Here is a 13,185-nt window from a genome sequence, read left to right as displayed (position 1 = left end):
TGTTAACGAAAACAGGTGGGTCAATTTTACGCGCTCATAACCCACCCAAGTGGGTCAATTTTGCATGCCGATTCACAGCTTTCACCGAAGCAACTAAGCGAGATCGTTGGTCTGAGCCCTGCGCAAATTCGCGCGCTCATGAACGATGGGCGTTTGGAGTTCATAGAGATATCGTCGAAGACCAAGCGACTGACGATGAGCGGCTGGGAACGGTTCCAGAAGAACGCGACCAAAGTCAAAGATATCGAAAACGTTAGAACAACAGCTAATTGACGGGGATGTCAGACGATGGCCATGACCAATCTCAATATCAGCGTGATTGACAAGCGAATGCTGAAACAGTCCGAAGCCGCAAGCTACACTGGCCTACCAGTGAAGCACTTCAAGGCGGCATGCCCGGTGCGGCCAGTTGAGTTGAAGGAGGGCACGTTGCTTTGGGATCGCAAAGACATCGACCTATGGATCGACGGTGTGAAATCAGGCGCGATGACTGAAACGCGGGATGACATTCTGGGCCGTCTCTGATGACGCAAGTACGCATCAAAGGCTTTAAGATTTTCAAAGACCGGCATGGAAAGTTGCGTTGCTACCACCGCGCCACTGGCCACAAGATCGATATTGAGAAGTCGCCAGTTGGGTCTGCGGATTTTTTTGCTGAGTGCGAAACGATCCGTGCCATTGCTGAGGCTCAAAAGGCGAAGGCACCGAAAGCTGGCACTCTTGGCGCACTCGTTCAGACGTATTTCGAAACCGAACACTTTCAGAACCTTGCTGAGGCCACTCGTCGCGACTACCGCAAATGCGCTGATTTTCTTGAACCGATCAAAGGCACGCCCGTCCATGTGATCGACACCCCTTTAATTTCGGGTATTCACGACAAAGCCGCAAAGAAGATTGGTTGGCGACGCGCCAACATGGTGCGTACGCTGTTGAGCGAAGTTTTCCGATACAACATCCCCAAGGGCTTGATTGAAGCGAATTACGCCAAGGACGTGATCCCCAAACGCCGACCGCGAGATCGCGCTTATGCCAACAGGCCATGGAGAATTGAAGAACGAGATATCGTTCTGCCCCGCGCAAAGCCGCATGTGCGTGTGGCCCTTGCTCTTATGATGAACACAGGACTTGATCCAACAGACGCGCTCAAGCTGCGCAAAGATCAGATTGACGAAGATACGATCTGGGGTGTGCGCGGCAAGACTGGCGAAGAGGTCGCAATCCCGATCAGCCCCACTCTGCAGGCGGCGTTGGACTTGTTTCCCGATCATGAGGCCGAAACGGTTCTTGCCAGTTCACGCGGTGAAGCATGGACTTACAACGGCTTTTCAACGGTTTGGCACCGCTTCAAGATCAAGCTTGAGGAAGAAGGACTGATCGCGCCAGGCTTAACACTCAAAGGTTTGCGCCACACGGTAGCCACCACACTTCGTGAAGCTGGCCTCGATGAACGCCGCATCGCCGACCTTCTGGGGCAAAAGACCCCATCCATGGCACGGCACTATTCCCGTTCGGCAAACCTTGCCGAAAAGAACCGTGAAACCATGGCGACACTGGAAAAAGAAAACGAAAGGCGCGCGAAGATTGTCAAACCTTCGCCGAAAAGCGTCAAACCTGACCAAAGTGAGGATGAAAGATGAGCGGTAAACTCAATCATATCAAGAAGTTAAATGGTGCCCGGGGGCGGAATCGAACCACCGACACGAGGATTTTCAATCCACTGCTCTACCCCTGAGCTACCCGGGCATGGGGAACGTCTCGACGTTCGGGTGCAGGCCTTCTAGACCTGTGCTTCGGGCGTGTCCAGAGGGGAAGCGGTAAAAATCGGGGACTTCTGGCAACAAGTTTTTCAGACCGACACACGGCAAGAGCGATGGTGAGGTGCGACACCGTCAACTTCGCCCTTTCGGCGGAGCGCCATGCCTATATGATGCCGCGCATGACACAGGACTTACTTGATTTTTCACAATTTCTCACCCACGGGTTCGACGACGTGATTGACGTGCGCAGCCCGGCGGAATTTGCCGAGGATCATGTGCCGGGGGCGATCAATCTTCCGGTGCTCGACAACGCGGAGCGCGCCAGGGTCGGTACGATCTATGTGCAGGAAAGCCGCTTTCTCGCCCGCCGGATCGGTGCTGCACTGGTTTTCCAGAATGCCGCCCGGCATATCGAAGGGCCGCTCGCGGATCGGGAGCGGGATTGGCGGCCACTGGTCTATTGCTGGCGGGGCGGACAGCGCTCTGGCGCATTCGGGTGGATGTTGCGGCAGATCGGATGGCAAGCTGAAACGGTCGAGGGGGGCTATCGCAGCTATCGGCGTGCAGTGAACCGAATGCTGCATCTTGCCCCCCTGCCCTTCAAGGCAGTGTTGCTGGGCGGATATACTGGGACAGCCAAGACGGATCTCTTGCATCGGCTGTCAGCGCGGGGCGTGCAAGTGCTTGATCTGGAAGGCTTGGCGAGGCATCGGGGGTCGTTGCTGGGCGAGATGGACGCGCCGCAGCCCAGTCAAAAAGGGTTTGAGACCGCCATCGCGCAAGTGCTTGCCAGGCTGGACCCTGCGCGCCCTGTGGTGATCGAGGCCGAATCGAGCAAGGTGGGCGAGTGTCTTGTGCCGCCCAGCCTTTGGGCCGTGATGCGCGCGGCACCTTGGATCGAGGTTTCAGCACCGATCAAGGCACGGGCAGCCTATCTTGACCACGCGTATGACGATATTCTTTCCGACACTGACAGGCTGCGCGAACGTCTTGCCCCATTGAAGAGCTTTCGTGGGCGCGAGGTCGTGGACCGTTGGTTCGCAATGATAGATGCCAATGACCGGCTGGCGCTGACGCAGGCGTTGATGGAGCAACATTACGATCCGGCCTATGCGAAGTCGCGAAAGGGCGTCGACCCGAGAACGCTGGGGGAGGTCGCCATGAATGCGCTGGATGATGCCGCACTGGACGCTGCCGCCGCGCGCATTGAAGCAATGGTCATGGGCTGGGATATGAAGGACATACCGACCGGTAATTTGTCTTAACCTGTGACGAACATCACCACCGGCGCGCCCGGCATCAACCGCCCTACTCGGACAGCCGGGAACCCGGCGGCACGCAGATCACGCAGCAGGCCGGGGCAATCTGCCTCGGGGATCGCGGCAAGCAGACCGCCCGCTGTTTGCGGATCAAGCATCAGATCGGTCAGCGGATCGCTTTGCAGACCGGGATGCATCGCAGCGTTCTGAGGGAAAAGCGTCGAGCGGACGCCCTGCCGCGCAAGCTCCAACGCGCCGGGCAGCAATGGGACATGGCCGGTTTGCAACTCTGCCGCGCAGCCTGATGCCTGACAGATATTCAACAGATGCCCCGCCAGGCCGAATCCGGTCACATCGGTCATCGCATGGGCACGGGCCAGCAGACGCGACGCCTCTGCCTGTGACCGCTGCATGTAACGCACGGCCTCGGCCACCCACGCGCCTTTGGCCTGCAACTGCATCTCGGCGGCCATGACTGTGCCGCTGCCGATGGGTTTGGTGAGGATCAGCGCGTCGCCAGGACGACCGCCACCCAGCGTTACCGGGGCTTCGGTCAGACCGGTGATGCTGTAGCCGATGGTCAACGCCGCGCCAACAGAACTGTGCCCGCCGACGATATCGGCCCCGGCCTCGCGCAGCACCTCTGATGCGCCGGTCATAATTTCCGACAGGGTGCGCTTGGTCAGCGCATCGGACAGGCGCGGCAGGATGACAGAGACCGTGGCCGCCTGAGGCGCGGCCCCCATCGCCCAGATATCGCCAAGCGCGTGAATGGCGGCGATCCGCGCCATGACGTAAGGGTCATCCGTGAGGCTGGACAGGTGATCCGTGCTCAGCACCTGCTGCTTCCCGCCGATCTGCAACAGTGCCGCATCATCGCCCGGCAGCGCGTGAATGTCGGCACGGGAGAGCACGGGCAAGGCAGCAAGCACCTCGCGCAAAGCGCCCCGCCCCACTTTTGATCCACAGCCACCGCAGAGCGGTTTCGGACCCAGCGCATCCGCCAACCCGGCCACCCGGTCGCGCGGCAAGGGTGCGGGCGGCATGGGCTGCAAATCCTGAAACCGGGCCATGAATTTCTGGTCGATGTGGTCTTTCCAGCGCCACATCAGCCCGCCGGAGACCGCAAAGCCCGCCCGTTCTGCCAAGGCACGCTTGCCGCCCATCGACACCAGCTTCAGGTAGTCTTTCTGCGGATGGTAGCGGCGCAGGGGCTGATCCATCAGGCATGCGCGCAGATTTGCCAGCAATACCGGAGCCTGTCGCACGGCATAAACCCCGGCCTTCGGCCGCGGCGCGTGGATCATCTCGGCGCAGTCGCCCACCGCGAACACCCGAGGGTCAGAGGTTTGCAACTCCGCCGAGACATTGAGGAACCCGTCAGTGTGGTCCAACCCGGTCTGCGACAGCCACCCGTAAGGTTTCGCACCCGCGGCACCGGTCGTAAAATCGCTGATGATCTGGCGACCGTCGGTCAGCGTCACATGATCCGGCCCGACACTGGCAACCTCGGCCTCTTCAATCAAAGTGACGCCATACTCGCCAAGCGCTGCGCGCATCTTGGCAACCGTCTGCGCGGCCATCCCCTTCAGGATCGCACCGCGATCAATCAGATGCGCCTCGGCGTCGCGCCCAAGCTCTCGCAGCGCATGGGTCATCGCCAGAACCAGCTCGACACCGGCAATCCCGCCACCGATCACGGCGATCCGCGCCGGATCTGTTCCGTTGCGGAACTGTCCCCAACGGGCGGCAAAATCCGCCAGCGGTTTGGCCGGGATACCGTGTTCGGCAAAACCCGGCAGATCCGGCATGGCGGATGTGATGCCGACATCAACCGAACACAGATCATATCCAATGGGCGGACGACCGGGTACATGGACTTCGCCACGCTCAGCATCCAGCCCGCTCGCTGCACCAAGGATCAGCCGCGCCCCGGCGAAACGCGCAAGCTGCACAAGGTCTATGTCCAGCGCGTCACGTCCGTAATGCCCAGCAACAAAGCCCGGCAACATGCCGGAATAGGCAGCGGTCGGATCCGGGTTGATAAGGGTCAGCCGCGCACCTGCCAGCGGCTTCATCGCCCACATGCGCAGCAGCAGCGCATGGGCGTGGCCACCGCCCACAAGGACGACATCGCGCGTCTGGATCATCGCATTGCCTTGCATCGCCCGACCTTTCAAAGCTCCGCAAGGCCTAAGGCGCAAATCGAGGCGCGACAAGGCCATAGCGGCCTAGTGCGGTTTGGGATCATCCTCTTCGCGCGCCTCTTCCAACGCGTCGAGCAGTTCGTCCACATCGTCCGGATCGGTCGACGGGATCGCATAGGACCCGGTCAGCCATTTGGCCAGGTCCACATCCGCGCAGCGTTTCGAACAAAACGGACGGTAGGTCGGGTCAGTGGGTTTTTCGCAGATCGGGCAGCTCATCACACGGTCCAGTTCAGCGGCGCGCGGCCTCTCTGACGTTGCAGTTCGTAATTGCCAAGCGGGGTCCAGCCAACCAAAGCGGTCTCGATGCTGTCGGCCTTGAATGCCTTGCGCAATGCGGCCTCGAATCCTCGACGGTCCTTCTTGGGCATCGGCGCGAGATCCAGAACCACCTGCCCGCCAAGGCCACGCAGCCGCAACGCCCGCGGAAGCAGCCGTGCTGCCGCCATATTGGCCTTCAGCCCCGCCGCCGGTGACGTATCGCCGCCGGTGTTCACATCAATCGCGATCAGAGCGCGTGTGGGTTCAACGTACATTTCAGCGCCGCTGCCCAGCTGCACAGCGGGGCTTGCCAGCCGGTCGATCTGATCCAGCACGTCGAGACGTTCGAACCCGCCGAGGTTGGTCTCGACATCTGCTGGGTCGGTCCAGTCACGCCACGCCAGACTGTGCGGCCCGTCGCCTTCAACCAACAGCTCCGTTTTACCCTCAAGGTCCTCCATGACCTGCGTCGCCAACGCCAGGACAGAGGCGATGTCTTCGCCAATCTCCTCCGGTTCGGCATGTTCGCAGGCAGAGCGCAGGATCAGCCCGTAAGGACCGTCCATCACCTCATGCGCAAGCGCCAGGATCTCGACGCGGGCTTCCTCGTCGCGGATGCTGCGCGACAGGTTGATTCCCGGCGCATCCGGCGTGACGATCGCATACCGGCTTTTGAACAGGACGCGTTGCGTGACGGGCAGCGCTTTGCCGGGTTCGGGATAGCCCGTCAGTTGCACCAGCACCGGCTGGCCCGGCCGAAGGCCTGTGCTCTTGCGCAGGAACGCCATCCCGTCCGGCGTCTTGAGAAACATGCCCCCCATGCCCTTCACAGGCCGGTCAGCAATCGCACGGTAAATTGTGCCGGGGCGCGGGCCATCCGGTTCGACCAGAAGATCGTCAAGCACGCCATCGACAAGCAGTGCCGCCGCCTCGCGGTCGCGCAATGTATCGAGGATGATCTGTCGGCCCTTCATGGCGCTTCCTTGAATAATGGGTAGCCGGCCGCCTGAAGCAAACCTGCGGTTTCCGCAAGCGGCAGACCGACAACTGCGGAAAAGCTGCCGGAAATCCATGGAATAAAGGCCTGTGCAGGCCCCTGAATGCCGTAGCCCCCTGCCTTGCCGCGCCATTCGCCGGTTTGAAGGTAAAAGTTCAATTCCAGATCGGAAATCGCCTTCATCCGCACCTGCGTGACCACGTCCTTTTCCCAGACGCGATCACCGCGCCTGACGGCAACAGCCGTGATGACCCGGTGCCGCCTGCCCGACATTGCCAGCAGGAATTGCGCGGCCTCGCCCGCATCGGCGGGTTTGCCCAGTATACGCCGCCCCAATGCGACCGTCGTATCGGCGCAGAGCACCAGATCTTCGGGGTTCGTCTTGACTGCGCGCACTTTCTCGACCGCCATGCGCGCGCAATAGGGGCGCGGCAGTTCAGCTTTCACAGGGGTTTCGTCGATATCGGGCGGGCGCACGGCGTCTGGCGTCAGCCCAAGCTGAGCCAACAGCTCCAGCCGTCGCGGGCTGCCCGATCCGAGAATGAATTTCACTGCAAGTACGGCTACTTGAAGCGATAGTTGATGCGACCCTTCGTCAGGTCGTAAGGTGTCATTTCCACCTGCACCTTGTCGCCTGCAAGGACACGGATGCGGTTCTTGCGCATCTTTCCTGCCGTATGTGCGATGATCTCATGGCCGTTTTCAAGCTCGACCCGAAACGTCGCATTCGGCAGGAGTTCCTTCACGACACCGGGGAATTCGAGCGTATCTTCCTTGGCCATGTTCTCTCCTAAGTGAACGACTCCGCCAGTATGCGAAGCGCGCTCTTAAATGGGCGTAAAACCCCAGATTTTCAAGGGCTATCTCAGCCCATTCGTTCAATTGTGATAGGGCTTGCCCTGCCCTCCTGTTCAGACCAGTGGGCGCGGTTCAGCACCACACCGTCGCGGCGGACATGCGCAATGGCCGCCGGGTCCACATCGGCATAGACCCAGCCCGCTTCGTCAAGCTGACCTTCCGCAATCACTCCGGTCGGCGGGAAACCCGTGTCCGGCGGGCAGAAAATACCGCCTTTTCCAACACTTACATCCATCAGATCCGTCCAGGGCGCAGTACCAACAGTGGACGCAACGACCGTCACACATTGCGATTCCAGCGCCCGCGCCATCGCCCCGATACGCACCCTCGAGTGACCGGCAAGAGCTTCGGTGCAGGACGGAACCAGCATAAATTCGGCCTCGGCAAGCGCCCGGCCCAACAAAGGAAATTCGCTGTCATAGCAAATCAGAATGCCGATTCGTCCCAAAGACGTCTCGAACAGGCGCAAAGGCGCGCCGGGTACGATATCCGCGACCTCGCGTTCGTAACGGGTCATGATCTGTTTGTCTTGGATGCCCATTGCACCGTTCGGCGCAAAGAACCTCGCCCGGTTGACCGGACGGTGCCCAAGCGATGGGTCAAAAACCGGGGCAGAGCCTGCCAGAATGTGCAGCTTATAGCGGCGGGCCAGATCGGCATGCAGCGCATCTGCCTCAGGCACCAGATCAGACACGGCGCGAAACGACGCTTCCAGATCGCCCGCCACGGACGGACCCGCCAAAGTTGCCAATTCCATCCCGGCATATTCGGGAAAGACCAACAGATCAGCGCCGTTGGAAGAGGCCTCTGCCACCCAGCCCGACAGTTTGGCGGCGTAGCCATCCCAGCATTCCAGCACGTCGAGCGGATAAGAGGCTGTGGCGATCCTCATGGCATCCCCAAAATATAGCGCGCCGCACCCGTCGCCGGACAGGCAAAGACAGGGGCAAAACTCATCTCCGTGAGGCCCCCCATTTGCGCGTTAATTGGTCTATGATTTGATCGCGTGTCTGACGATAGGCGCTCAGCTTGGTGTCGCGGGTTTCACCCAGACTGGTTGGGTCCATGACAGGCCAATACTCAACCGTCAGATGGTAAAATCGGGTCAGATCCAGGGCACGCCGCTGTGACGCCGGTGACAATGCCACGACGAGATCGAAGGATGACAGCGTGTCCCCCAACTGCTCCATCTCGTCAAAGCTGCGCGAGCGGTGGCGCGCAAGCTCTACCCCGATCTCGGCGCAGGTCGCGATAGCAAACCCGTCAATTTCCAGATCATTCACGACGCCAACCGACTGGACATAGACATCGTGTCCGTAAAAATGCTTCATTATGCCCTCAGCCATGGGCGAACGTACAGCATTGTGATCGCAGCAGAAAAGGACAGATTGAGGGAGTGCCGACATACGGCGTCAACCCCCGAAATGCAGGACGCAGATCAAAGTGAACAAGCGGCGGGCGGTGTCGGCATCAACCTCTGCCTTGCCGTCAAGACGTTCTTCCAGAATGCGGGCACCTTCGTTGTGGATACCCCGGCGTGCCATATCAATGGTTTCAATCTGACTGGGCGGCAGGGATTTCACCGCGTCGAAATAGCTTTTGCATATCTGAAAGTAGTCCTTGACCACTTGCCTGAACGGCGACAGCGAAAGATGGAACTCTGCGGCCTTTTCGTGTTCTTCGGTCACGACATCGAATACAAGCCGCTTGTCGCGGATCGAAAGCCCCACATGATAAGGTCCGGATGGCACAAGCCGATCGTCGCGCGCGGGTAACACAAAGCTGTTGGCCTCAAGCAAGTCAAACATCGCAACGCGCCGCTCCTGATCGATCTCAGGGGTTGGCGGCGGCAGATTGGCGTCGTCCAGTTCAATATGGCTGATGCGGGACATGGGCGCGGTTCCTCAGGTTATCCGCGCAATACTAGCTTGTGCTGCAATGCAGCACAATGCTGTCGTAGTTCGCCAAGAAAATGTGTCGTTATAAAGGGTGAAATCTACCGAAGTCGTATTCGGATGAACCTCTGGCAAGGCGAAACGGACACCCTGCCAATAGAATCCGCAGGCAACGAGGAACAAGACCGCGCCGTCGGTTAACCTGTTTCGCGCTACTTTTCGTTCAGCTTGTTCAGCCTTGCCGTCACCGACAACCCATGTGCTTCAAGCGATTCCGATCGCGCCAGCCGTTCCGCCGCCGGTCCGATCACCCGCAGCGCCGTCGGTGTCATCTTTGCAATTGTCGTCCGCTTGATGAAATCCATCACCGACAGGCCCGAAGAAAACCGCGCAGAGCGCGCCGTCGGCAGCACATGGTTCGGACCACCGACATAATCGCCGATGGCCTCGGGTGTCCACTGCCCCAGGAAGATCGCGCCTGCATGGTTGGTTTTCTCGGCAAGCGCTTCGGGGTCCGCCACACATAGTTCAAGATGTTCCGGCGCGATTCGATCCGACAGCGCCGCCGCCTCGTCCAGATCGCGCACCACAATCACGGCACCATAGTCACGCCAACTGGCACCAGCAATGTCTCGGCGTTCCAGCGTTTGCAGACGCGCCTCGACAGCCTGCGCCACGCGTTGACCGAAAGCCGCATCGTCAGTGATCAGCAGCGATTGCGCGCTTTCATCATGTTCGGCCTGGCTCATCAAATCAAGCGCGATCCAGTCCGGATCATTCTCCGCATCGGCGATCACGAGGATCTCGGACGGACCAGCGATCATGTCGATGCCCACCTTGCCGAACACCCGCCGCTTTGCTGCCGCGACAAAGGCATTTCCTGGTCCGGTGATCTTGTCCACCGGCGCAATTGTCTCCGTCCCATATGCCAGCGCCGCAATCGCCTGGGCCCCGCCGATCCGGTAGATCTCATCCACACCGGCGATCCGCGCCGCAAGCAGCACCAGCGGATTGATCACCCCGTCCGGCGTCGGCACCGTGATTGCCAGCCGCTGCACCCCTGCCACCTTCGCGGGAATGGCATTCATCAAGACAGAGGACGGATAGCTTGCCAGCCCGCCCGGCACATACAGGCCCGCCGCCGATACCGGCGTCCAGCGCCACCCAAGCGTCGCGCCGTCAGGGTCCGTCCACTGCGCATCCTCGGGCATCTGGCGCACATGATACGCACGGATCCTTTGGGCTGCGGTTTCCAGCGCCGCGCGATCCTCAGGCGAAACTTTTGCGCATTCCGCCTCGATCTCGGCAGGTGTGAAGGCCAAACCATCGGTTGCCAAATCCAACCGGTCGAATTTCGCCGTCAATTCCAGCACAGCCGCATCGCCGCGGGCCCGGACATCGGCAATGATTCCCGCGACAATGTCATCCACATCCGGGCTATCCTCGCGCTTGGCTGATAGAACTGCCGCAAACTGGGCCTCGAAATCCGGCTGGGTGGTGTCGAGAAAAACGGGCATGGGTGCTCCTACGCAATGTTGCGTGCAGACATAGACCCGAGCGCCTGCGGTCTCAAGCACTGCTACATGAGTCTTGGAGCGCATTCGTACGCTGCACGGTGCCGCAACTCTATGTCCGCGCGCGCGGACTGCGGGGCGTGGTGGAGAGGTCAGGCCAGCCCTGAGCAGCCAGTCACCTCACAATCATTCGTCGCGATGCAGTTTCACAACAGCTGACACTCGACGCCGGATGCGGCATTTTCGACATCCCCAGAACCGCAATGCGGGACCGGGTTTGCTTTCGCGGCCTTCGTTCCAATATCGGCCAACGGCCCAAAGCCGCCCATGTAGTACGATCAACATATCTGGGGATGGGATGCCGCACGGCGCAGGACTGATCGTATATTCGCCGCCGCCTCTCAATGAAAATCCCGGCTCGGGAACAGGCGTTTGGCCTGTTCCCGCGGGTGGCGGGCGGCGGGTTTCTGGCGTGTTCTGGGGGCGTCGTCGGCTTGTGGCTGGGTGACGCCCACCGCATCATCGAGCGGGTGGCCGAGATCGGAGAGCCTGTGGGAAAGGTCCTCGATATGATCGGCGATGAGATGCACGACGATACCTTCACGCTCCAGCCGTCCGGTGACACGCAACAGCCGGCCACCCATAACGATGCGTCGAAAGCGCTTATAGACCTTTGGCCAAACAACCACATTGGAGACGCCGGTTTCATCCTCCAGCGTCAGGAAAATCACGCCAGAGGCCGTGCCGGGGCGTTGACGTGTAATGACCAGACCGCAAACAGAGGTGCGTATCAGTGGCGCATCGGGCAAACGGTCATGTGGTGTCAGGCCGGGGATTGCCGGGCGCAACAATTCCATCGGATGGGCGCGCAGCGTGAGGCGCATTGAGATGTAATCCTCCACGACTTCTTCGCCCAGATGCATATTGGGCAGATGCATCACCGGCTCGCGAATGCCTTCCCCATCCAGCGGGCCGGAGAAGAGCGGCAGCGGCGCAGCCGCTCGGATCGCGCGGACCTGCCACAGCGCATCGCGCCGCATCAACCCCATGCCGATGAACGCATCCGCTTCGGCCAGCCGCTCGAGCACGGATGGTGCGACACCGGCCCGTAGCCAGACGCTTTCGGGGTCCTGATAGCCGTTGCCTCGCGCGGCCCCGATCCAGCCCGCATCTTCCTCGCGAAAACCTTTGATCTGACGAAAGCCAAGGCGCAGCGCCAGCGCTCCATCGGCGCGACGCTCCAGGAGATTGTCCCAGTCCGAGTGATTGACGCAGACCGGCCGCACCTCCACGCCGTGATCCCGGACATCGCGCACGATCTGGGCTGGCGCGTAAAACCCCATCGGTTGGGAATTCAGCAGCGCGCAAGCAAACACTGCCGGATGATGGCATTTGAGCCAGGAGGAAACATAGGTCAGCATGGCAAAAGCGGCGGCGTGGCTTTCGGGAAAACCGTAATCGGCAAAGCCCTCAATCTGTGCGAAACAGGCCTCGGCCACGTCTTGTGGGTAGCCGTTTTTCAACATGCCCTGCACAAAGCGGTCGCGATGCTCGCCAATGGTGCCCATACGCCGGAACGAGGCCAGAGAACGGCGGAGTTTATCGGCTTCTTCCGCCGTGTAGCCCGCCCCCACCACGGCGATTTGCATGGCTTGTTCCTGGAACAGCGGCACGCCGAGCGTCTTGTGCGTCACCTCTTCGAGCGCGGGGCCAAAGGGTTCGGGTGCTTCCAAACCCTGTCGCCTGCGGATATAGGGTTTGACCATGCCGCCTTGGATCGGGCCGGGGCGCACAATGGCCACCTCAATCACCAGATCGTAGAAGTTCGCGGGTTTCATCCGTGGCAGAAAGTTCATCTGCGCCCGGCTTTCGACCTGAAAGACGCCAACCGCATCGGCCCGTTGCAGCATTTCATAGGTGGCCGGGTCCTCCTGTGGCACGGTGTCGAGGGCCAGATGCCTGCCTTCGTGATCAGCCAGAAGGTCAAAGCTTTTGCGCAGGCAGGTGAGCATCCCGAGCGAGAGCACATCGATCTTCAGGATGCCAAGCGTATCAATGTCATCCTTGTCCCATTCGATCACCGTGCGGTCCTCCATCGCGGCATTCTCGATGGGGCACAGCTCATCAAGGCGCCCGCGCGTGATGACAAACCCACCGACATGCTGGCTCAGATGACGCGGAAAGCCGATGACCTCACCAATGAGTTTGAGCGTCTGCGCCAGACGCAGGTTCGTCGGGTCGAGGCCAAGCTCTCTGACCCGATCCATATCGACACCCGCGTTGGTCATGCCCCAGATATCGCCCGACAGCCGCGCAGTCAGATCTTGGGACAGGCCCATAACCTTGCCAACCTCGCGGATCGCGGCGCGGGTGCGAAAATGGATCACCGTGGCGCATAGCCCGGCGCGGGGGGGGGCGGATTTCTCATAGATCCCCT

General features: G+C 60.5%; 13 protein-coding genes and 1 tRNA gene. 3 read left to right on the top strand and 11 right to left on the bottom strand.

Annotated elements, in window-relative coordinates:
* Window positions 1–294 precede the first annotated feature (294 nt).
* Window positions 295–525 (top strand): hypothetical protein, encoded by a 231-nt coding sequence (locus ACN0WV_RS18855; protein WP_417607803.1) that lies wholly within the window; start codon window positions 295–297, stop codon window positions 523–525.
* On the top strand, window positions 525–1,637 hold the full coding sequence (locus tag ACN0WV_RS18850) for a tyrosine-type recombinase/integrase (protein ID WP_417607802.1): 1,113 nt from the start codon (window positions 525–527) through the stop codon (window positions 1,635–1,637). The genes ACN0WV_RS18855 and ACN0WV_RS18850 overlap by 1 nt, the downstream gene beginning before the upstream one ends.
* A 31-nt stretch (window positions 1,638–1,668) precedes the next feature.
* Here the strand turns inward: ACN0WV_RS18850 and ACN0WV_RS18845 are convergent.
* Window positions 1,669–1,743: transfer RNA gene (locus ACN0WV_RS18845), tRNA-Phe, on the bottom strand.
* A gap of 193 nt (window positions 1,744–1,936) precedes the next feature.
* Here ACN0WV_RS18845 and mnmH point away from each other — a divergent pair.
* A complete protein-coding gene (gene mnmH, locus ACN0WV_RS18840; protein WP_417607801.1) occupies window positions 1,937–3,022 on the top strand; it encodes a tRNA 2-selenouridine(34) synthase MnmH in 1,086 nt (361 codons plus the stop codon).
* On the opposite strand, the gene selD is transcribed toward mnmH, so the two are convergent.
* The 10 genes from selD to ACN0WV_RS18790 all read right to left on the bottom strand — a co-directional run.
* A complete protein-coding gene (gene selD / locus ACN0WV_RS18835; RefSeq protein WP_417607800.1) occupies window positions 3,019–5,166 on the bottom strand; it encodes a selenide, water dikinase SelD in 2,148 nt (715 codons plus the stop codon). The two genes, mnmH and selD, sit on opposite strands and share 4 nt — an antisense overlap.
* An 81-nt stretch (window positions 5,167–5,247) precedes the next feature.
* Window positions 5,248–5,442: a DNA gyrase inhibitor YacG gene (locus ACN0WV_RS18830; protein WP_084354509.1), complete on the bottom strand. Its 195-nt coding sequence runs from the start codon at window positions 5,440–5,442 to the stop codon at window positions 5,248–5,250.
* Window positions 5,442–6,458, bottom strand: a complete 1,017-nt coding sequence (locus ACN0WV_RS18825) for a ribonuclease E/G (RefSeq protein WP_417607799.1) — start codon at window positions 6,456–6,458, stop codon at window positions 5,442–5,444. Before ACN0WV_RS18825 ends, ACN0WV_RS18830 begins: the two co-directional genes overlap by 1 nt.
* Window positions 6,455–7,033 carry a Maf family protein gene (locus tag ACN0WV_RS18820; RefSeq protein ID WP_417607797.1) on the bottom strand — a complete coding sequence of 193 codons (579 nt, stop codon included), beginning with the start codon at window positions 7,031–7,033 and terminating at the stop codon, window positions 6,455–6,457. Before ACN0WV_RS18820 ends, ACN0WV_RS18825 begins: the two co-directional genes overlap by 4 nt.
* Before the next feature lie 11 nt (window positions 7,034–7,044).
* Window positions 7,045–7,263, bottom strand: a complete 219-nt coding sequence (gene infA, locus ACN0WV_RS18815; protein WP_005978431.1) for a translation initiation factor IF-1 — start codon at window positions 7,261–7,263, stop codon at window positions 7,045–7,047.
* 83 nt (window positions 7,264–7,346) lie between these two features.
* Window positions 7,347–8,231 (bottom strand): carbon-nitrogen hydrolase family protein, encoded by an 885-nt coding sequence (locus ACN0WV_RS18810; protein ID WP_417607795.1) that lies wholly within the window; start codon window positions 8,229–8,231, stop codon window positions 7,347–7,349.
* 61 nt (window positions 8,232–8,292) lie between these two features.
* Window positions 8,293–8,745 carry an arsenate-mycothiol transferase ArsC gene (locus ACN0WV_RS18805; RefSeq protein ID WP_084354497.1) on the bottom strand — a complete coding sequence of 151 codons (453 nt, stop codon included), beginning with the start codon at window positions 8,743–8,745 and terminating at the stop codon, window positions 8,293–8,295.
* A gap of 6 nt (window positions 8,746–8,751) precedes the next feature.
* A complete protein-coding gene (locus ACN0WV_RS18800) occupies window positions 8,752–9,231 on the bottom strand; it encodes a UPF0262 family protein (protein WP_084354494.1) in 480 nt (159 codons plus the stop codon).
* Window positions 9,232–9,446: 215 nt separating this feature from the next.
* The gene (gene hisD, locus ACN0WV_RS18795) at window positions 9,447–10,751 is read right to left on the bottom strand and encodes a histidinol dehydrogenase (RefSeq protein ID WP_417607792.1); all 1,305 of its coding nucleotides are present in this window, start codon (window positions 10,749–10,751) and stop codon (window positions 9,447–9,449) included.
* Window positions 10,752–11,149: 398 nt separating this feature from the next.
* Window positions 11,150–13,185 (bottom strand): helix-hairpin-helix domain-containing protein (locus ACN0WV_RS18790; RefSeq protein ID WP_417607790.1); only part of this gene is annotated, 2,036 nt, incomplete at its 5' end.

Origin of the sequence: Primorskyibacter flagellatus (assembly GCF_048268605.1) — a bacterium.
Classification (GTDB): Bacteria; Pseudomonadota; Alphaproteobacteria; order Rhodobacterales; family Rhodobacteraceae; genus Primorskyibacter; species Primorskyibacter flagellatus.
This window is presented reverse-complemented; position numbering and strand designations above follow the sequence as displayed.

Bases quoted from the DNA above. Each gene is read 5' to 3' on its own strand.
- ACN0WV_RS18800 (WP_084354494.1), bottom strand. From the start codon at position 9,231: ATGTCCCGCATCAGCCATATTGAACTGGACGACGCCAATCTGCCGCCG.
- ACN0WV_RS18810 (WP_417607795.1), bottom strand. From the start codon at position 8,231: ATGAGGATCGCCACAGCCTCTTATCCGCTCGACGTGCTGGAATGCTGG.
- selD (WP_417607800.1), bottom strand. From the start codon at position 5,166: ATGATCCAGACGCGCGATGTCGTCCTTGTGGGCGGTGGCCACGCCCAT.
- ACN0WV_RS18850 (WP_417607802.1), top strand. From the start codon at position 525: ATGACGCAAGTACGCATCAAAGGCTTTAAGATTTTCAAAGACCGGCAT.
- infA (WP_005978431.1), bottom strand. From the start codon at position 7,263: ATGGCCAAGGAAGATACGCTCGAATTCCCCGGTGTCGTGAAGGAACTC.
- hisD (WP_417607792.1), bottom strand. From the start codon at position 10,751: ATGCCCGTTTTTCTCGACACCACCCAGCCGGATTTCGAGGCCCAGTTT.
- mnmH (WP_417607801.1), top strand. From the start codon at position 1,937: ATGACACAGGACTTACTTGATTTTTCACAATTTCTCACCCACGGGTTC.
- ACN0WV_RS18825 (WP_417607799.1), bottom strand. From the start codon at position 6,458: ATGAAGGGCCGACAGATCATCCTCGATACATTGCGCGACCGCGAGGCG.
- ACN0WV_RS18855 (WP_417607803.1), top strand. From the start codon at position 295: ATGACCAATCTCAATATCAGCGTGATTGACAAGCGAATGCTGAAACAG.
- ACN0WV_RS18830 (WP_084354509.1), bottom strand. From the start codon at position 5,442: ATGAGCTGCCCGATCTGCGAAAAACCCACTGACCCGACCTACCGTCCG.
- ACN0WV_RS18805 (WP_084354497.1), bottom strand. From the start codon at position 8,745: ATGTCGGCACTCCCTCAATCTGTCCTTTTCTGCTGCGATCACAATGCT.